The organism is Janthinobacterium sp. EB271-G4-7A (assembly GCF_020858075.1).
Lineage (GTDB): Bacteria > Pseudomonadota > Gammaproteobacteria > Burkholderiales > Burkholderiaceae_D > Janthinobacterium > Janthinobacterium lividum.
In genome coordinates, this window is record NZ_JACYMI010000002.1 from 500,694 (window position 1) to 517,024 (window position 16,331).

12 protein-coding genes are annotated in these 16,331 nt (G+C 66.4%); all 12 read left to right on the forward strand.

The genetic code is table 11. The features are described from left to right. The first annotated feature begins 1 nt into the window (after window position 1). A complete protein-coding gene (locus tag IGS58_RS19820; RefSeq protein ID WP_230522472.1) occupies window positions 2-760 on the forward strand; it encodes a 3-hydroxyacyl-CoA dehydrogenase in 759 nt (252 codons plus the stop codon). 84 nt (window positions 761-844) lie between these two features. Next, a complete protein-coding gene (ggt, locus tag IGS58_RS19825) occupies window positions 845-2,620 on the forward strand; it encodes a gamma-glutamyltransferase (protein ID WP_230522473.1) in 1,776 nt (591 codons plus the stop codon). A 39-nt stretch (window positions 2,621-2,659) separates the two neighbouring features. Continuing rightward, window positions 2,660-3,829 (forward strand): patatin-like phospholipase family protein, encoded by a 1,170-nt coding sequence (locus IGS58_RS19830; RefSeq protein ID WP_034751717.1) that lies wholly within the window; start codon window positions 2,660-2,662, stop codon window positions 3,827-3,829. 54 nt (window positions 3,830-3,883) lie between these two features. Next, window positions 3,884-7,888, forward strand: coding sequence for a hybrid sensor histidine kinase/response regulator (locus IGS58_RS19835; RefSeq protein ID WP_230522474.1), 4,005 nt, complete (start codon window positions 3,884-3,886; stop codon window positions 7,886-7,888). A gap of 13 nt (window positions 7,889-7,901) precedes the next feature. Then, complete coding sequence (locus tag IGS58_RS19840) at window positions 7,902-8,108, forward strand: Hpt domain-containing protein (protein ID WP_230522523.1); 207 nt, start codon at window positions 7,902-7,904, stop codon at window positions 8,106-8,108. Between the two features lie 86 nt (window positions 8,109-8,194). Continuing rightward, complete coding sequence (locus IGS58_RS19845) at window positions 8,195-8,905, forward strand: response regulator (protein ID WP_230522475.1); 711 nt, start codon at window positions 8,195-8,197, stop codon at window positions 8,903-8,905. A 93-nt stretch (window positions 8,906-8,998) separates the two neighbouring features. Further along, on the forward strand, window positions 8,999-10,618 hold the full coding sequence (locus IGS58_RS19850) for an AMP-binding protein (RefSeq protein WP_230522476.1): 1,620 nt from the start codon (window positions 8,999-9,001) through the stop codon (window positions 10,616-10,618). Continuing rightward, a complete protein-coding gene (locus IGS58_RS19855; RefSeq protein ID WP_230522477.1) occupies window positions 10,615-12,996 on the forward strand; it encodes a bifunctional salicylyl-CoA 5-hydroxylase/oxidoreductase in 2,382 nt (793 codons plus the stop codon). The genes IGS58_RS19850 and IGS58_RS19855 overlap by 4 nt, the downstream gene beginning before the upstream one ends. A 1-nt stretch (window position 12,997) precedes the next feature. Next, window positions 12,998-13,786 (forward strand): SDR family NAD(P)-dependent oxidoreductase, encoded by a 789-nt coding sequence (locus IGS58_RS19860; protein ID WP_230522478.1) that lies wholly within the window; start codon window positions 12,998-13,000, stop codon window positions 13,784-13,786. Between the two features lie 13 nt (window positions 13,787-13,799). Then, window positions 13,800-14,312, forward strand: coding sequence for a MarR family winged helix-turn-helix transcriptional regulator (locus tag IGS58_RS19865; protein ID WP_081345395.1), 513 nt, complete (start codon window positions 13,800-13,802; stop codon window positions 14,310-14,312). A 2-nt stretch (window positions 14,313-14,314) separates the two neighbouring features. Next, complete coding sequence (locus tag IGS58_RS19870; protein ID WP_230522479.1) at window positions 14,315-15,169, forward strand: enoyl-CoA hydratase family protein; 855 nt, start codon at window positions 14,315-14,317, stop codon at window positions 15,167-15,169. Between the two features lies 1 nt (window position 15,170). Then, a complete protein-coding gene (locus IGS58_RS19875) occupies window positions 15,171-16,331 on the forward strand; it encodes an acyl-CoA dehydrogenase family protein (protein ID WP_230522480.1) in 1,161 nt (386 codons plus the stop codon).

Genomic DNA, 16,331 nt, shown 5'->3' on the forward strand with positions numbered 1-16,331 from the left:
CATGCAGATTCAGGACAATGTATTCATCATCACGGGCGGCGCATCGGGCCTGGGCGCGGCCACGGCGCGCATGCTGACGGCAGCCGGCGGCAAGGTCGTGCTGGCCGACGTGCAGACGGAGGCGGGCCAGGCGCTGGCCGCGGAGTTGAACGGCGTGTTCGTGCAGTGCGACGTCACGTCGGAAGAAGACGGCCTGGCCGTGGTGGCCGCGGCAACCCAACTGGGTACCTTGCGCGGCCTGGTCAACTGCGCCGGCGTGGCGCCGGCCGTGAAAACCGTGGGCAAGGACGGCCCGCATCCGCTGGCCCTGTTCCAGAAGGTTGTCAACATCAACCTGGTGGGTACCTTCAATATGTGCCGCCTGGCGGCCGACGCCATGGCCAAGCAGGATGCCACGGCTGAGGGCGAGCGCGGCGTCATCATCAACACGGCGTCCGTGGCGGCCTACGATGGCCAGATCGGCCAGGCCGCGTATGCGTCGTCGAAGGCGGCTGTGGTGGGACTGACCCTGCCGATGGCGCGCGACTTGTCGCGCAACGGCATCCGCGTAATGACGGTGGCGCCCGGCATTTTCGAAACGCCGATGCTGCTCGGCATGCCGGCCGAAGTGCAGGATGCGCTGGGCAAGATGGTGCCGTTCCCTTCGCGCCTGGGCAAGCCAGGCGAGTACGCGCAACTGGTGAAAGCCATCGTGGAAAACGTCATGCTCAATGGCGAGACGATTCGTTTGGACGGCGCGATCCGCATGCAACCGAAATAAGCCTGGCGTGATTTGATGTAGGATACCCCCGTATGGGGCGTACAGCCTTGCCTGGCTGTGCGCCCTTTTTTTATCGGAGAATCCATGATCACATTGAAGCCGCTGGCGCTGAGCCTGACCTTGCTGGGAGCCCTGGCTGCCAGTCCCGTATTTGCCGAGGTGCCGCAAAAGGCGCCGGAAATCGCCACCGCGTATGCGGAAAAATCGGGTTGGGCAGCGCAGAAATTCATGGTCGCCGCCGCCAATCCGCTGGCCGCCGATGCCGGCTACCAGATGCTGAAAAAGGGCGGCAGCGCCATCGACGCGGCCATCGCCACGCAGTTGGTCCTGACCCTGGTCGAACCGCAGTCGTCGGGTATCGGCGGCGGCGCCTTCCTGCTGTATTCCACGGCCAAGGGCGTGCAGGCGTTTGACGGACGCGAAACGGCGCCTGCTAGCGCCGATGAACATCTGTTCCAGAATGCGGACGGCAGCCCCGTCTCGCGCGCCACGGGCGTGGTGGGCGGGCGTTCCGTGGGCGCGCCGGGCGTGCTGCGCATGCTGGAACTGGCGCACAAGGAACACGGCAAGCTGCCGTGGGCGACCCTGTTCGGCCCCGCCATCAAGCTGGCGCGCGGCGGCTTTCCCGTCAGCCAGCGCCTCAACGGCCTGTTGAATTGGGACCAGGCCCTGAAGCGCGACCCTGTCGCTGCCGCCTATTTCTATGATAAAGAGGGCAAGGCCTGGCCCGTCGGCCACGTGCTGAAAAACCCGCAGCTGGCGCGCACCCTGCGCGAGATCGCCCGTGGCGGCGCCGACGCTTTTTACCAGGGCCGCATCGCGCGCGACATCGCCGCCAAGGTGGCGGCGCATCCGACCAATCCGGGCAAGCTGACGGCGCAAGATATCGCCGGCTATCGGGCCAAGGTGCGTGAACCCGTCTGCAGCGATTACAAGGCATGGACCGTGTGCGGCATGCCGCCGCCATCGTCGGGCGGCATCGCCATCGCGCAGATGCTGGGCATGCTGGAAGTGAAGGATATCCGGCCGTATGCGCCCGTCGACGGCGTGCTCGATGCGCAAGCGATCCACCTGTTCTCGGAAGCGGGGCGCCTGGCCTACGCGGACCGCAACCGCTACGTGGCCGACACGGACTTCGTGCCGCTGCCGGGCAACGGTATCGCCTCGATGCTCGATAAAACCTATCTGGCGCAGCGCGCCTCGCTGATCGGCGACAAATCCATGGGCAAGGCCATGCCCGGCACGCCGCCCGGCATGCAGGTGGCGTGGGGCATGGACAACGCCTTGCAGCGCCCGTCGACCTCGCACCTGGTGGCCGTGGACGCTTTTGGCGGCGGCCTGTCGATGACCACCAGCGTGGAAGACGCGTTCGGCTCGCGCCAGATGGTCGACGGCTTTTTGCTGAATAACCAGCTGACGGATTTCTCGTTCGATTCGCGCGACGCGGACGGCCCGATTGCCAACCGGGTCGAGGCGGGCAAGCGTCCGCGCAGCGCCATGTCGCCCACCCTCGTGTTCGAGAAGGGCACGCACAAGCTGGTGCTGGCGACGGGTTCGCCCGGCGGCTCGTCCATCATCAATTATGTCGCCAAGGTCCTGGTCGGCACCATGGACTGGGGCATGAACGTGCAGCAGGCGATCAACCTGCCGAACTTTGGCAGCCGCAACGGCCCGACGGAACTGGAAAAGGGCCGCGCGCCTGCCGCGCAAGTCGAGGCGCTGCAAGCCATGGGCCACGAAGTGCGCGTCATCGAACAGAATTCCGGCTTGCAGGGCATCATGCGCCTGAATGCGCATGGCAAGGATTTCTGGTTTGGCGGCGCGGACCCACGCAGGGAAGGCATGGTGCGCGGCGACTGAAATTTCCACAAAGTATCAAGACCCTGCTAATCTGCCGGCATGGGAATGCAAAATAAAACAGGCTTGATACTGACGGGAGGAGGCGCCCGTGCCGCCTACCAGGTGGGCGTGCTGCAGGCGATTTCAGCGATTCTGTGGGAAGCGGGCTGGGCGCCGGCGCGCAACCCGTTCGACATCATCTGCGGCACCTCGGCCGGCGCCATCAACGCCACGGCGCTGGCCTGCCGCGCGGATAACTTCGGCGAAGGCGTGCAAAAGCTGCTTGACGTGTGGCAGCACATCGAAGTCGAGCAAGTGTATCGGGCCGATTCACTGGGCGTGATCCGCTCGGGCGCGCGCTGGCTGTCGCTGCTGTCGTTCGGCTGGCTGCTGCGCCAGTGGCATGCGTCGCCGCCCAGTTCCCTGCTCGACAATACCCCGCTGGTCAGCCTGCTGCACCGCATGCTCGACTTGCCGCGCCTGGACGCGGCCCTGGCTGACGGCTTGCTGCATGCGCTGGCCGTGACGGCGTCGTCGTATTCGGGCAGCCGCCACATGACGTTCTACCAGACGGCCGAGGATATCGCGCCGTGGGTGCGCACGCAGCGCCTGGCCCTGCCGGACCAGATCGGCGTGGAGCACTTGCTCGCCTCGGCCGCCATCCCCTTCATCTTTCCTGCCGTGCCCCTGTATGTGGGCGGCCAGCGCGAGTACTGCGGCGATGGTTCCATGCGCCAGCTGGCGCCGATTTCGCCGGCGATCCACCTGGGCGCGAACAAGGTGCTGGTGGTGGGCGCGGGGCGCATGACGGAACCGGCGCCCGCCGCGTCCGAGGCGGCGCGCTACCCGAGCCTGGCGCAGATCGCCGGCCATGCGCTGTCGTCGATCTTCCTCGATGGCCTGGCCGTCGACATCGAGCGCCTGAACCGCATCAACCTGACCCTGTCGATGCTGCCGCCCGAATTGCTGGGCAAGACGGCCTTGCGGCCCGTGGAATTGCTGGTCATCGCGCCGTCCGAACGGCTCGACGCCATCGCCAGCCGGCATATCGGCAGTCTGCCCCGTCCCATCCGCACCATGTTGTCGGGCATCGGCGCGGCGGAAGCGCGCGGCGCGGCGCTGGCATCGTATTTATTGTTCGAATCGACGTATACTAACGAGCTGATCCGTCTTGGACAGCGCGATACGCAAGCCCGCAAGGATGATGTCCTGGCGTTCTTTGGTTCCTGAGACGGCCCTTGGAGCGGCGTGCGGGTTTTTCGCGTTTTTTTTGACAGGACGATTGTGCTGGTATTTCGACGTGTTTACGATGTTGCCTTACTATTAATTCTGCTGCTGGGCGGCCCGGCCGCGGCGGCGCCTGCGCCCACCCTGCGTTTCGACCAGCTCAGCGTCGACCAGGGCCTGGCGCAGGAATCGGTGCTGGCCATCGCCCAGGACCGGCAGGGCTATATGTGGTTCGGCAGCCAGTCTGGCTTGAGCCGCTACGATGGCTACCGCATGGTCGTCTACAAGAATATCGAAGGCGACAAGACCAGCCTGGCCGACAACTGGGTGGGCGAACTGCATGTCGACAGCCAGGGCCAGCTGTGGGTCGGTACCGACAATGGCCTGGACCGCTTCGATGCCGCCAGCCAGACCTTCATCCATTACGTCCCGGCCGAAAAGAGCAAGCGCGGTAACGGCAACCGGCATATCCACGCCATTCTCGAAGATGGCGCGCGCGGCTTCTGGATCGCCACCTCGGACGGCTTGCAGCATTTCGATCCCGCCACGGGCGTCTTCCGTACCTGGCACCATGAAGAGGGAAACCCGCACAGTCTGGGCGACAATGAAATCAAGGCGCTGGCGCTGGACGCGCAGCAGCGCCTGTGGATCGGCACGGTAACGGGCCTGGACATGCTGGCACCGGGCAGCGAGCGCTTCGAGCATTTTGCCGTCGACACGGAGCCCGGCTCGAAGTACAACGTGATCCAGTCGCTGCTGATCGACCGCCAGCAGAACCTGTGGATCGGCACCATGGCCGGCGCCGAGCGCTGGCGCCTGGGCGCCGCCGGCCAGCCGCCGCAGGCAAGAGTGCGCTTCGGTGAGAAAAATGGCTTTTCCGCCATCCGCGTCGCCAGCCTGTACCAGGATGTCGACGCCACTGTCTGGCTGGGCAGCAATGCCGATGGCCTGTTCCGCTGGCTGCCCGAGAGCGACACCTTCCTGCAGTACCGCCACCAGACGGGCGACAAATTCAGCGTCGCCGATAACCAGCTGTCGTCGCTGTACCGCGACCGCGCCGGCACCTTCTGGGTCGGCTCCTGGTACAACGGCGTGAGCCGGGTCGACCTGGGCAGCGGCGGCTTTTCGCGCATGGCGCGCGCGCCCGGCGATGTGGGCGCGCTGGCGGACAAGAAAGTGCGCGCCGTGGCCGACGCGGGCAATGGCAAGCTGTGGCTGGCCACCAAGGGCGGCCTGAAACTGTATGACACGCGCGACGGCAGCTCGCGCCTGTTCGACCTGCGCAGTTCTCCCGGCATGTCGCGCGACGAACAGGTCACCACCCTGTACAAGGCGCCGGACGGCACCCTGTGGGTGGGCGGCTCGACGGGCTTGCACCGCTTCGATCCGGCACTGGGGCGCTTCTTCACCATGCGCTTTGCCGCCGGCGACCCGAACAGCGACACCATCCGCAATATCGTGAGCGACCGCAGCGGCATGCTGTGGGTCTCGACGCGGGGCGGCGTGCACCGCTTCGACCCCGTCACCAAGCGCTTCACCACCTACCGCCACGACCCGGCCAACCCGAACAGCCTGTCCGACAACATGGTGCGGCCCGTGCTGGAAGACGGCAAGGGGCGCCTGTGGATCGGTTCCTTCCACGGTCTGGACTTGCTGGACCGCGCCAGCGGCCACTTCCGCCATTTCCGCCACGATCCGCAAAACCCGCATAGCCTGAGCCACGATGAAGTGCATTTCCTGCACGAGGACAAGCGCGGCGTGCTGTGGGTGGGCACGGCCAATGGCTTGAACCGCATGGACGTCGATGCCAAGGGCGAGATTCGCTTCCGGCGCTTCCTGCGCAAGGATGGCATGGCCGACGACGCCGTCGCCAGCATTCTCGGCGACGACAACGAGCAGCTGTGGCTGAGCACGAATAGCGGCATCACGCGGCTCGACATGCGCAGCGGCCTGTTTCGCAACTACGACAGCGCCGATGGCACGGTGGAAGGCTCGTACTTCGATGGCGCGGCCTTGCGCGCGTCGGACGGGACCATGTATTTCGGCGGCTTCAACGGCATGACGGCGTTCGTGCCGCAGGATATCCACGACAACCGCGTGCCGCCGCTGGTGGCCATCACGGAACTGCAGATCTTCAACAAGCCGGTGGCCATCGGCCGCGGCGAGTTCGCGCACGTGCTCAAGGCGGCCATCGACCACACGCGCAACCTCGTGCTGACCAGCCGCGAAAGCGTCTTTTCGCTGGAATTCGCGGCCCTGCATTTCGCCGCGCCCCAGCGCAACATGTTCGCCTACCGGCTCGAAGGCTTTGACCAGGACTGGGTCATGACGGATGCGGGGCGGCGCTTTGCCACCTATACCAACCTCGATGCCGGCAACTACGTGTTTCGCGTCAAGGCGGCCAACAAGGACGGCGTCTGGAACGAGAGCGGCGCCACCCTGGCCATCACGATCCTGCCGCCGTTCTGGAAAACCTGGTGGTTCCGCACCCTGATGGCGGTGCTGCTGCTGGGCGCCATCTATGGCGCCTACCGCCAGCGCGTGCGCGCGCTGCGGCATCAACAGAATGAACTGGAAAAGCAGGTCAGCGAACGCACGGCCGAGTTGCAGAGCAAGGAGATCGAAGTGCTGGCCCAGTCGGAAAAGCTGGCGCAAGTGAACAGCAGCCTGACGAAAAACGAGGAAAGCCTGCGCCAGGCCAAGCGCAAGGCCGAGGATGCGACGCGCCAGAAGTCGGAATTTTTGGCCAACATGAGCCACGAGATGCGCACGCCGCTGGCCGGCGTGATCGGCATGCTGGGCTTTGCCCTGCGCGACGAGCAGCTGCACGACGCCACGCGCGAGCAGATCCTGCGCGGCCAGGCCAACGCCCAGTCGCTGCTGGTGATCATCAATGACTTGCTCGATTTTTCCAAGATCGAGGCGGGCAAGCTGAGCATCGAAAACATCGACTTCGCGCTCGGCGCGGCGATCGAGACGGTCGTCAGCCTGTTCGAGGAGCAGGCGGCCGCGCGCAGCATCGGTTTCTCCATCGACTTTGCGCCCGACCTGCCGCCCTTCGTGGTGGGCGACCCGACCCGCTTGCGCCAGGTGCTGGTCAACCTGGTCGGCAATGCCTTCAAGTTCACCCAGCGCGGCGGCGTCAGCGTGTGCGTCGAGCGCGCCGGCGTGGCCAGCGGCAGCGGCGGACGCAAGGTCAACCTGATCCGCTTCACCGTCAGCGACAGCGGCATCGGCATCGATGCGGAAGCCATGGCGCGGCTGTTCCAGAAGTTCGAGCAGGCCGACGCCAGCACCACGCGGCGCTACGGCGGCACGGGACTGGGCCTGGCGATCTGCCGCCAGCTGGTCGAACTGATGGATGGCGAGATCGAGGTGGCCAGCACGCCGGGGCAGGGCAGCACGTTTGCCTTCACCTTGCCGTTGGCCGATGGCGTGGCGCCGCCGCTGGTGCCGCAGGTGGCGCTGGCGCCGCACAGCCACCAGCTGCGCGTGCTGTGCGCGGAAGACTTCCCCACCAACCAGATCATCATCCGCGTCATGCTCGAAGAGCTGGGGCACCGGGTCGACGTGGTCGCCAACGGCGTGCTGGCGGTGGCGGCCTGCGTGCATACGCGCTATGACCTGATCCTGATGGACGGGCGCATGCCGGAGATGGATGGGGCGACGGCGACGCGCCTGATCCGCGTGGGCGGCTGGCCGGACCAGCCCGTGCGCGACCAGGAACTGATGATCGTGGCCCTGACGGCGAATGCCAGCGAAGAAGACCGCAGCCGCTATCTCGGCGTCGGCATGGATGATTTCCTCAGCAAGCCCGTGGACGAGGCGGCGCTGCATGGCTTGCTGGCGCGCGCCATCGAGCGCCAGCTGCAGCGCGGCTTCATGTTGCCGCGCATGCCGTCGAACGTGCCGCGCGGCGCGGGGACAGGCCGAACTCGATGCCCTGTTCGGCATCGCGCCGGCGATTCCCGTTCCGGCGCCGTCCCAGTCCATCCGCAGCGGCGAACTGCAACGGCGCATCCGCGTCGCCTTCGTCGCCGACCTGGAGGGACGCCTGCGTGAACTCGATGCCGCCCTGGCGGCGCAGGACAAGGAAAGCGCCGGGCGCCTGCTGCACGGTTTGAAGGGCAGCGCCGCCTATCTCGATGAAACGCAGCTGCACATGCTGTGCACGGAAATGGAAGAGGCGGCGGACGGCGGGCGCTGGACGCAAGTGGCCGTGCATTTGCCGCAATTGCGCGCACTGTTGGCGCAAATAGCCGTTTCGGGCAAGGAAATGTAAAATAGGCAATGCCGGCCATCGAGCGCGCGGCGAAACTGGGTAGAATACGGCCAGGCACCTTGACGCTGCCGCCAATGGAGAAAGCAATGAAAGTACTGGTGGTTGACGATGATGTCGTGTCGCGCATGGTATTGATGCATTTGATCGACAGTTGCGGCGTGCACGATATCGTGGAAGCCGAAGATGGCGCGGCTGCGTGGGAGCAGCTCGAAGGCGGCTTGCGTCCGTCGCTGTGCTTCTGCGATTTGCGCATGCCGCGCCTGTCCGGCATGGAGCTGCTGCAGAAAATCCGCTCCGACAGCGCGCTCGATGCCATGCCGCTGGTGCTGGTATCGTCGGCCAATGACCATGACACGGTGCGTGATGCCGTGCAGGCCGGTGCTGCCGGCTATATCGTCAAGCCTTTCCAGCCGGAGCAGGTGCGCCAGCATATCGACGCCTGCTTCGACGTCTCGGCCTTGCCGGCCGAGGCGCCGCGCGACACGTTGCAGCGGCTGGGCATCGACAGCGAACGCCTGCTGGCGTATCTGACGGGCTTCCAGGGGCAGATAGTCGCCGCCGGCGAACAGGTCGATGCCTTGCTGGCACGCGGCGAACCGGCCCAGGCGCGCCAGCAGCTTGAACGGCTGCACCTCGGTTGCCGCACCCTCGGCTTGCATGGCGCGGAAGCGGGCATGATGGCGCTGCTGCAGGCCTCGGTGCTCGATGGCGACCAGATGCAAGCGGCCCTGGCCGCGCTGGCGCGCAGCGTGGCGCAGCAGGCGCGTTTGCTGCGGCAGCAGGACGGCGTCGACTGAAATTGCTGTTTTCCGCTTGCTGGAAAAATACTTTAGGTTTAAAGTATCTGCTTCCGGGCCTTGTGCACGCGCCCGCTATCAGCCAGGATGAGCATGAGCAGCGACCCTTCGCCTACCACCGCATCTCCCCAGGACGACTTTGCCCACACGCACTTGCCGCCGCGCGAACTCTGGCCGCAGCTGTGCCTGGACTTGCCCGAGCTGCAGTACCCGCCGCGTCTCAATTGCGTCGCCGCGCTGCTCGATGTGGCCGTGGCCAGCGGCGGTGGCGAGCATACCGCCATCCTTGCCGACGGCCAGCGCTGGACCTATGCGCAGCTGGCGCGGCAGGTCGACCGCATCGCCCACGTGCTGCGCAGCGACCTGCATCTGATCCCTGGCAACCGCGTGCTGCTGCGCGGTGCGAATACGCCCATGATGGCCGCCTGCCTGCTGGCCGTGCTGAAAGCCGGCTGCATCGCCGTGCCCACCATGCCGCTGCTGCGCGCGCGCGAACTGTCCGCCATCCTGGCCAAGGCGGAAGTAAACGCCGTGCTGTGCGCGCAGGGCTTGCGCGCGGAACTTGACGCACTGGCGTCCCTGCCGCCCATGCTGTGCTTTGGCGCCGACGACACGGAGCTGGAGCAGCGCATGGCAGCCCACGATGCGCCATTTGCCGCATGCGATACGGCGGCCGACGACGTCTGCCTGATCAGCTTTACCTCGGGCACGACGGGCGTCCCCAAAGGCACCATGCACATGCACCGCGACCTGCTGGCCATCTGCGACTGCTTTCCCCGCTCCATGCTGCAGGTGCGCGCCGACGATATCTTCATCGGCACGCCGCCGTTGGCGTTCACCTTTGGCCTCGGCGGCTTGCTGCTGTTCCCCCTGCGCTTTGGCGCGGCCACCGTGCTGCTGGAAAAACTCACGCCCGACGGCCTGCTGCGCGCCATCGGCGCCTATCAAGCCACGATCTGCTTCACTGCGCCTACCTTTTACCGCCAGATGGCGCCCCTGGCGGCCAGCCACGACGTGCACAGCCTGCGCCTGTCCGTGTCGGCCGGCGAGGCGCTGCCGCTGGCCACGCGCGATGCCTGGCAGGCGGCGACGGGCCTGGCCATGACGGACGGCATCGGCGCCACCGAGATGCTGCACATCTTCATTTCCGCCACGGGCCAGGGCATCCGCCGCGGCGCCATCGGCAAGGCGATTCCCGGCTACCAGGCGTGCATCGTCGATGACGCCGGCGTGCCGCAGCCGCCCGGCGTGACGGGCCGCCTGGCCGTGAAAGGCCCCACCGGTTGCCGCTACCTGTCCGACCCGCGCCAGCGCGAGTATGTGCAGAACGGCTGGAACCTGACGGGCGACACCTTCGAGATGGATGCCGACGGCTATTTCTATTACCGCTCGCGCAGCGACGACATGATCGTCTCGGCCGGCTACAACATCGCCGGTCCGGAAGTGGAAGAGGCGCTGCTGCGCCATCCGGCCGTGGCCGAATGCGGCGTGATCGGACGCGCCGATGCCGAGCGTGGCCAGATCGTCGAGGCGCACGTGGTGCTGAAGGATGGCTGCCAGGCCAGCGACCTGCTGGCAGCCGAACTGCAGGACTTCGTGCGCCAGCAGATCGCCCCGTATAAATATCCGCGCACCATCCGTTTCCTGCCTTCCCTGCCGCGCACGGAAACGGGCAAGCTGCAGCGCTTCAAACTTCGCACGGACACCCCATGAATATTGTCTGCATCGGCGGCGGTCCCGCCGGCCTGTATTTCAGCCTGCTCATGAAAAAGCAGAACCCGGATCACTGCATCACCGTCATCGAGCGCAACCGCCCGTACGACACGTTTGGCTGGGGCGTGGTGTTTTCCGACCAGACTCTGGGCAACCTGGCCAATGCGGACGAGCCGACTGCGCGCGCCATCCTGCAGGCGTTCAACCACTGGGACGATATCGAGATCCACTTCAAGGGCGAGACCGTGCGTTCCGGCGGCCATGGCTTTTGCGGCATCGGCCGCAAGCGCCTGCTCAATATCCTGCAGGCGCGCTGCGAGGAACTCGGCGTGCAGCTGGTATTCGAGACGGAGGTGCAGGACGACCAGGCCATCGCGCGCCAGTACGGCGCCGACCTGGTGATCGCCAGCGACGGCTTGAATAGCCGCATCCGCACGCGCTATGCGGCCAGCTACCAGCCGGAAATCGAGCAGCGCCATTGCCGCTTCGTCTGGCTGGGCACGCGCAAGAAATTCGAAGCGTTCACGTTTGCCTTCCGCCAGACGCCACACGGCTGGTTCCAGGCGCATATCTACCAGTATGACGGCGAGACCTCGACCTTCATCGTCGAAACGCCCGAACACGTGTGGCGCGCGGCGGGCCTGGATGCCATGAGTCAGGAAGAGGGCATTGCCTTTTGCGAAGCCCTGTTCGCCGAGGAACTCGACGGCCATGGCCTGCTGAGCAATTCGCCGCACTTGCGCGGTTCGGCCCAGTGGATCACCTTTCCCCGCATCGTCTGCCGGCAATGGGTGCACGTACAGGACGGTGTGCCCGTCGTGCTGATGGGCGATGCGGCCCACACGGCCCATTATTCCATCGGCTCGGGCACCAAGCTGGCGCTGGAAGACGCCATCGAGCTGGCGCGCTGCTTCGATCAACATGCCGAGACGGCTGCGGCGCTGGCCGCCTACCAGCAGCTGCGCGCCATCGAGGTGCTGAAAATCCAGAGCGCGGCGCGCAATTCCATGGAGTGGTTTGAAAACGTCGAGCGCTACAGCGCCATGGAAGCGCCGCAGTTCGCCTATTCCATGCTCACGCGCAGCCAGCGCATTTCGCATGAAAACCTGCGCCTGCGCGACCCTGCCTACGTCGCCGGCTATGAACAATGGCTGGCGCGGCGCGCGGGCGAGCAGGCTGGCGTGGAGATGCGGGACGAGGCTTTGCCGCCCATGCTCACGCCCTTCCGCCTGCGCGGCGTGCTGCTGAAAAACCGCATCGCTGTCTCGCCGATGGCGCAGTACAGCGCCGTCGATGGCGTGGCGGGCGACTACCATCTGATGCACCTGGGCGCGCGCGCCATGGGCGGCGCGGGGCTCGTGTTTGCCGAGATGACGTGCGTGTCGGCCGATGCGCGCATCACGCCCGCCTGTCCCGGCATGTACAGCGAAGCGCATACGCAAGCCTGGCGCCGCATCGTCGATTTCGTGCATGCGAACAGCGATGCGAAGATTGCCCTGCAGCTGGGCCACGCGGGGCCGAAAGGCTCGACGCGGCCCATGTGGGATGGCATCGATCTGCCCTTGAAAGAGGATAACTGGACGCTGCTGGCGGCGTCGGAACAGCAGTATCTGGCGGGCGTGTCGCAGGTGGCGCGGGCGGCCACGGAAAGCGACCTGGCGCGTATCGAGCAGGATTTCGTGCGCGCCACCCTGGCTGCGGCCGTCGCCGGTTTCGACTGGCTGGAACTGCATTGCGCGCATGGCTATTTGCTGTCGAGTTTTATTTCGCCGCTGACCAACCGCCGCGCGGACGAATATGGCGGCAGCCTGGAAAACCGCTGCCGCTATCCGCTGCGCGTGTTCCGCGCCATGCGCGCCGCCTGGCCGCAGGATAAACCCATGAGCGTGCGCATCTCGGCCCACGACTGGGTCGAAGGCGGCATCACGCCCGACGATGCGGTGCGCATCGCGCGCCTGTTCAAGCAGGCAGGCGCCGACCTGATCGACTGCTCCTCGGGCCAGGTCAGCAAGCTCGAGCAGCCCGTGTACGGGCGCATGTTCCAGGCGCCGTTTGCCGACCGCGTGCGCAACGAGGCGGGCATCGCCAGCATGGCCGTCGGCTCGATCTTCGAAGCGGACCACGCCAACAGCATCATCGCCGCAGGTCGCGCCGACCTGTGCGCCGTGGGCCGGCCGCACCTGGCCAACCCGGCCTGGACCCTGACGGAAATGGCGCGCATCGGCTACGGCGGCGCCGGCGCCGGAGCGGCTTGGCCGAAACAGTACCGCCCGGGCCAGCAGCAGCTGGAACGCAATCTGCAGCGCGAGCGCCAGCTGGCCGCCGCCAGCACGGGCCTCACCCCGCAACAGGTGGCCGCGCGGCTGCTGGAAGGATGACATGAAGACGCAAGCGATAATCGACAAGCATGCGCTGGTGACGGGCGCCGGCAGCGGCATCGGCCTGGCCTGCGCGCGCGCCTTGCTGGACGCGGGCGCCAGGGTGACCTTGGCCGGGCGCGACGGCGCGCGGCTGGCGCGCGCGCGCATGCAGCTGGAAGAGGAGGGCCATGCGGGCAGGGTCGCCATCTGCGTGCTTGACGTGGCCGTGGAAGCGTCCGTGCAGGCGGGCTTCGCGCAGGCTGCCGCGCATTTCGGCCGCATCGATATCTTGATCAATAACGCGGGCCAGGCGCATGCGGCGCCCTTCGGCAAGACGGACGCGGCCATCTGGCAGCAGATGCTGGCCGTGAATCTGACGGGCGTGTTCCACTGCTGCCAGGCGGCCATGCCGGCCATGCTGGAAGCGGGCTGGGGGCGCATCGTCAACGTGGCGTCGACGGCGGGCTTGAAAGGCTATCGCTATGTCAGCGCCTATGTCGCCGCCAAGCATGGCGTGATCGGCCTGACGCGCGCGCTGGCGCTGGAAGTGGCGCCGCACGGCGTCACCGTCAATGCCGTCTGCCCCGGCTACACGGAAACGGACATGGTGGCGCAGGCCGTGCAAAACATCGTGCGCAAGACGGGGCGTGGCGAAGACGCGGCGCGCGCGGAACTGGCGGCCGGCAATCCGCAGCAGCGGCTGGTGCAGCCACGGGAAGTGGCCGATGCGGTAGCGTGGCTCTGCCTGCCCGCGTCGGCCGCCATGAATGGACAATCGATCGCCGTCGCCGGCGGCGAAGTCATGTAACTGAATGAAGACCATGGATAAAGAAACCGAGAACGTACCGGAAGAACCCGTGCTGGACCTGGCGAGCCGGCTGACGCAGGACCACCACCAGTCGCTCAAGCTGTGGTTGCGCATGCTCTCGTGCACGGTCAAGATTGAAAACGAGGTGCGCACGCGCTTGCGCGCCACTTTTGGCATCACCTTGCCCCGTTTCGACTTGATGGCGCAGCTCGAACGCTTTCCCGATGGCTTGCGCATGGGCGAACTGTCCAAGCGCATGATGGTCACGGGCGGCAATATCACGGGCATCACCGACCAGCTGGAGCAGGAAAAACTCGTGGCGCGCGTGGTCGATCCGAAGGACCGCCGCTCGTACAGCGTCAAGCTGACGCCGGCCGGCCGGCGCGCGTTCGACGAGATGGCGCGCGTGCACGAAGGCTGGATCGCGGAACTGCTGCACGGCGTGACGCCGGACGACAAAAACCAATTGATCGACCTGCTGTCGCACATGAAGCAGCAGTTGAATAACACTTCCCTCAAGGATTGACCATGCGCCATCTACCCGGTCAGCCGCAAGACCTGCCAGGCAACCGCGCCAGCCTGGCTGGCTACGCCGCGCGGCATTTCCTGTTTTCCGTCGACACAGGCGTCGCCACCCTGACCCTGCACCGGCCCGAGCGCAAGAATCCGCTCACTTTTGACTCATATGCGGAACTGCGCGCGCTGTTTCGCGCGCTGGCGCATGCGGACGACGTCAAGGCCGTGGTGATCACGGGCAGCGGCGACAATTTTTGCTCGGGCGGCGACGTGCACGACATCATCGGCCCCCTGACGCAGCTCGACATGCCAGGCCTGCTGGCGTTTACCCGCATGACGGGCGACGTGGTGAAAGCCATGCGCGCCTGCCCGCAGCCCATCATCGCCGCCATCGACGGCATTTGCGCGGGCGCCGGCGCCATGCTGGCGCTGGCTTCCGATATCCGCATCGGCACGGCGCGCAGCAAGACGGCTTTCCTGTTTACCCGCGTGGGCCTGGCCGGCTGCGACATGGGCGCCTGCGCCTTGCTGCCGCGCGTGATCGGCCAGGGCCGCGCCGCCGAGCTGCTGTATACGGGACGCTCCTTGCCAGGGGCGGAGGGCGAACGCTGGGGCTGGCTCAACCGCCTCGTCGAGCCGGAAGAGCTGGCGCAGGCGGCGCAGCTGTTCGCCGCCGGCCTGGCCAGCGGTCCCACGTTTGCGCACGGCATGACGAAAAAAATGCTGCAGCAGGAATGGAACATGGGTGTCGATGAAGCCATCGAAGCGGAAGCGCAGGCGCAGGCCATTTGCATGGCCACCAACGATTTCCACCGCGCCTATCACGCCTTCGTGGCGAAAGAAACACCGCAATTCGAGGGCGATTAAGATGCAACATACACGCGATACGACTTACCTGGACTGGCCGTTTTTCGAAGCGCGGCATGCCGAGCTTGAGTCTGAGCTCGATGCCTGGGCGACGCAGCACCTGGACGACGCGCACGGCGCCGACGTCGATGCGGCTTGCCGCGCGCTGGTGGCGCAGCTGGGGCAGGGCGGCTGGCTGGCGCATGCCACGGGCACCGATGGCAAGATCGATACGCGCACCATTTGCCTGATGCGCGAAACCCTGGCGCGCCATAACGGCCTGGCCGATTTCGCCTTTGCCATGCAGGGACTCGGTTCGGGCGCCATCGGCCTGTTCGGCAGCGCGCAAAACAAGGCGCGCTATTTGCCGGACGTGGCCAGCGGCAAGCGCATCGCCGCCTTTGCCCTGTCCGAGCCGCAGGCCGGGTCCGACGTGGCGGCCATGGCGTGCGCGGCGCGCCGCGATGGCGACGAGTATGTGCTCGATGGCGAAAAGACGTGGATATCGAACGGCGGCATCGCCGACTTTTACGTGGTGTTCGCCCGCACGGGCGAGGCGCCGGGCGCGCGCGGCATCAGCGCCTTCATCGTCGATGCCGACAATCCCGGGCTGGAAATCGCCGAGCGCATCGCCGTCATTGCGCCGCATCCGCTGGCGCGCCTGCGCTTTGCCAATTGCCGCGTGCCCGTGTCGCAGCGCCTGGGAGAGGCGGGGCAGGGCTTCAAGGTGGCGATGGCGACACTCGACGTGTTCCGCACCTCGGTCGCCGCCGCAGCGCTGGGCTTTGCGCGGCGCGCGTTCGACGAAGCGCTGCGCCACGCGACAAAGCGCCAGATGTTTGGCCAGACCCTGGCGGACTTTCAGCTGACGCAGGCAAAATTGGCGCAGATGGCCACCGGCATCGACGCGGCCGCGCTGCTCACCTACCGCGCCGCCTGGCAGCGCGACCAGGGCCGCAAGGTGACGAAGGAGGCGGCCATGGCCAAGCTGACGGCCACGGAAACGGCGCAGCAGGTGATCGACGCGGCCGTGCAACTGTTTGGCGGCATGGGCGTGGTCAGCGATCATCCGGTCGAGCGCCTGTACCGCGAAATCCGCGCCTTGCGCATCTACGAGGGCGCCAGCGAAGTACAGCAACTGATCATCGCGCGCGAACTGCTGCGCGAGGCAGCGGACGCATGA

What these genes read in the sequence shown, in the direction of transcription:
- IGS58_RS19875 (WP_230522480.1), top strand. Translation starts at nt 15,171, where the DNA reads ATGCAACATACACGCGATACGACTTACCTGGACTGGCCGTTTTTCGAA.
- IGS58_RS19850 (WP_230522476.1), top strand. Translation starts at nt 8,999, where the DNA reads ATGAGCAGCGACCCTTCGCCTACCACCGCATCTCCCCAGGACGACTTT.
- ggt (WP_230522473.1), top strand. Translation starts at nt 845, where the DNA reads ATGATCACATTGAAGCCGCTGGCGCTGAGCCTGACCTTGCTGGGAGCC.
- IGS58_RS19865 (WP_081345395.1), top strand. Translation starts at nt 13,800, where the DNA reads ATGGATAAAGAAACCGAGAACGTACCGGAAGAACCCGTGCTGGACCTG.
- IGS58_RS19855 (WP_230522477.1), top strand. Translation starts at nt 10,615, where the DNA reads ATGAATATTGTCTGCATCGGCGGCGGTCCCGCCGGCCTGTATTTCAGC.
- IGS58_RS19860 (WP_230522478.1), top strand. Translation starts at nt 12,998, where the DNA reads ATGAAGACGCAAGCGATAATCGACAAGCATGCGCTGGTGACGGGCGCC.
- IGS58_RS19820 (WP_230522472.1), top strand. Translation starts at nt 2, where the DNA reads ATGCAGATTCAGGACAATGTATTCATCATCACGGGCGGCGCATCGGGC.
- IGS58_RS19870 (WP_230522479.1), top strand. Translation starts at nt 14,315, where the DNA reads ATGCGCCATCTACCCGGTCAGCCGCAAGACCTGCCAGGCAACCGCGCC.
- IGS58_RS19845 (WP_230522475.1), top strand. Translation starts at nt 8,195, where the DNA reads ATGAAAGTACTGGTGGTTGACGATGATGTCGTGTCGCGCATGGTATTG.
- IGS58_RS19830 (WP_034751717.1), top strand. Translation starts at nt 2,660, where the DNA reads ATGGGAATGCAAAATAAAACAGGCTTGATACTGACGGGAGGAGGCGCC.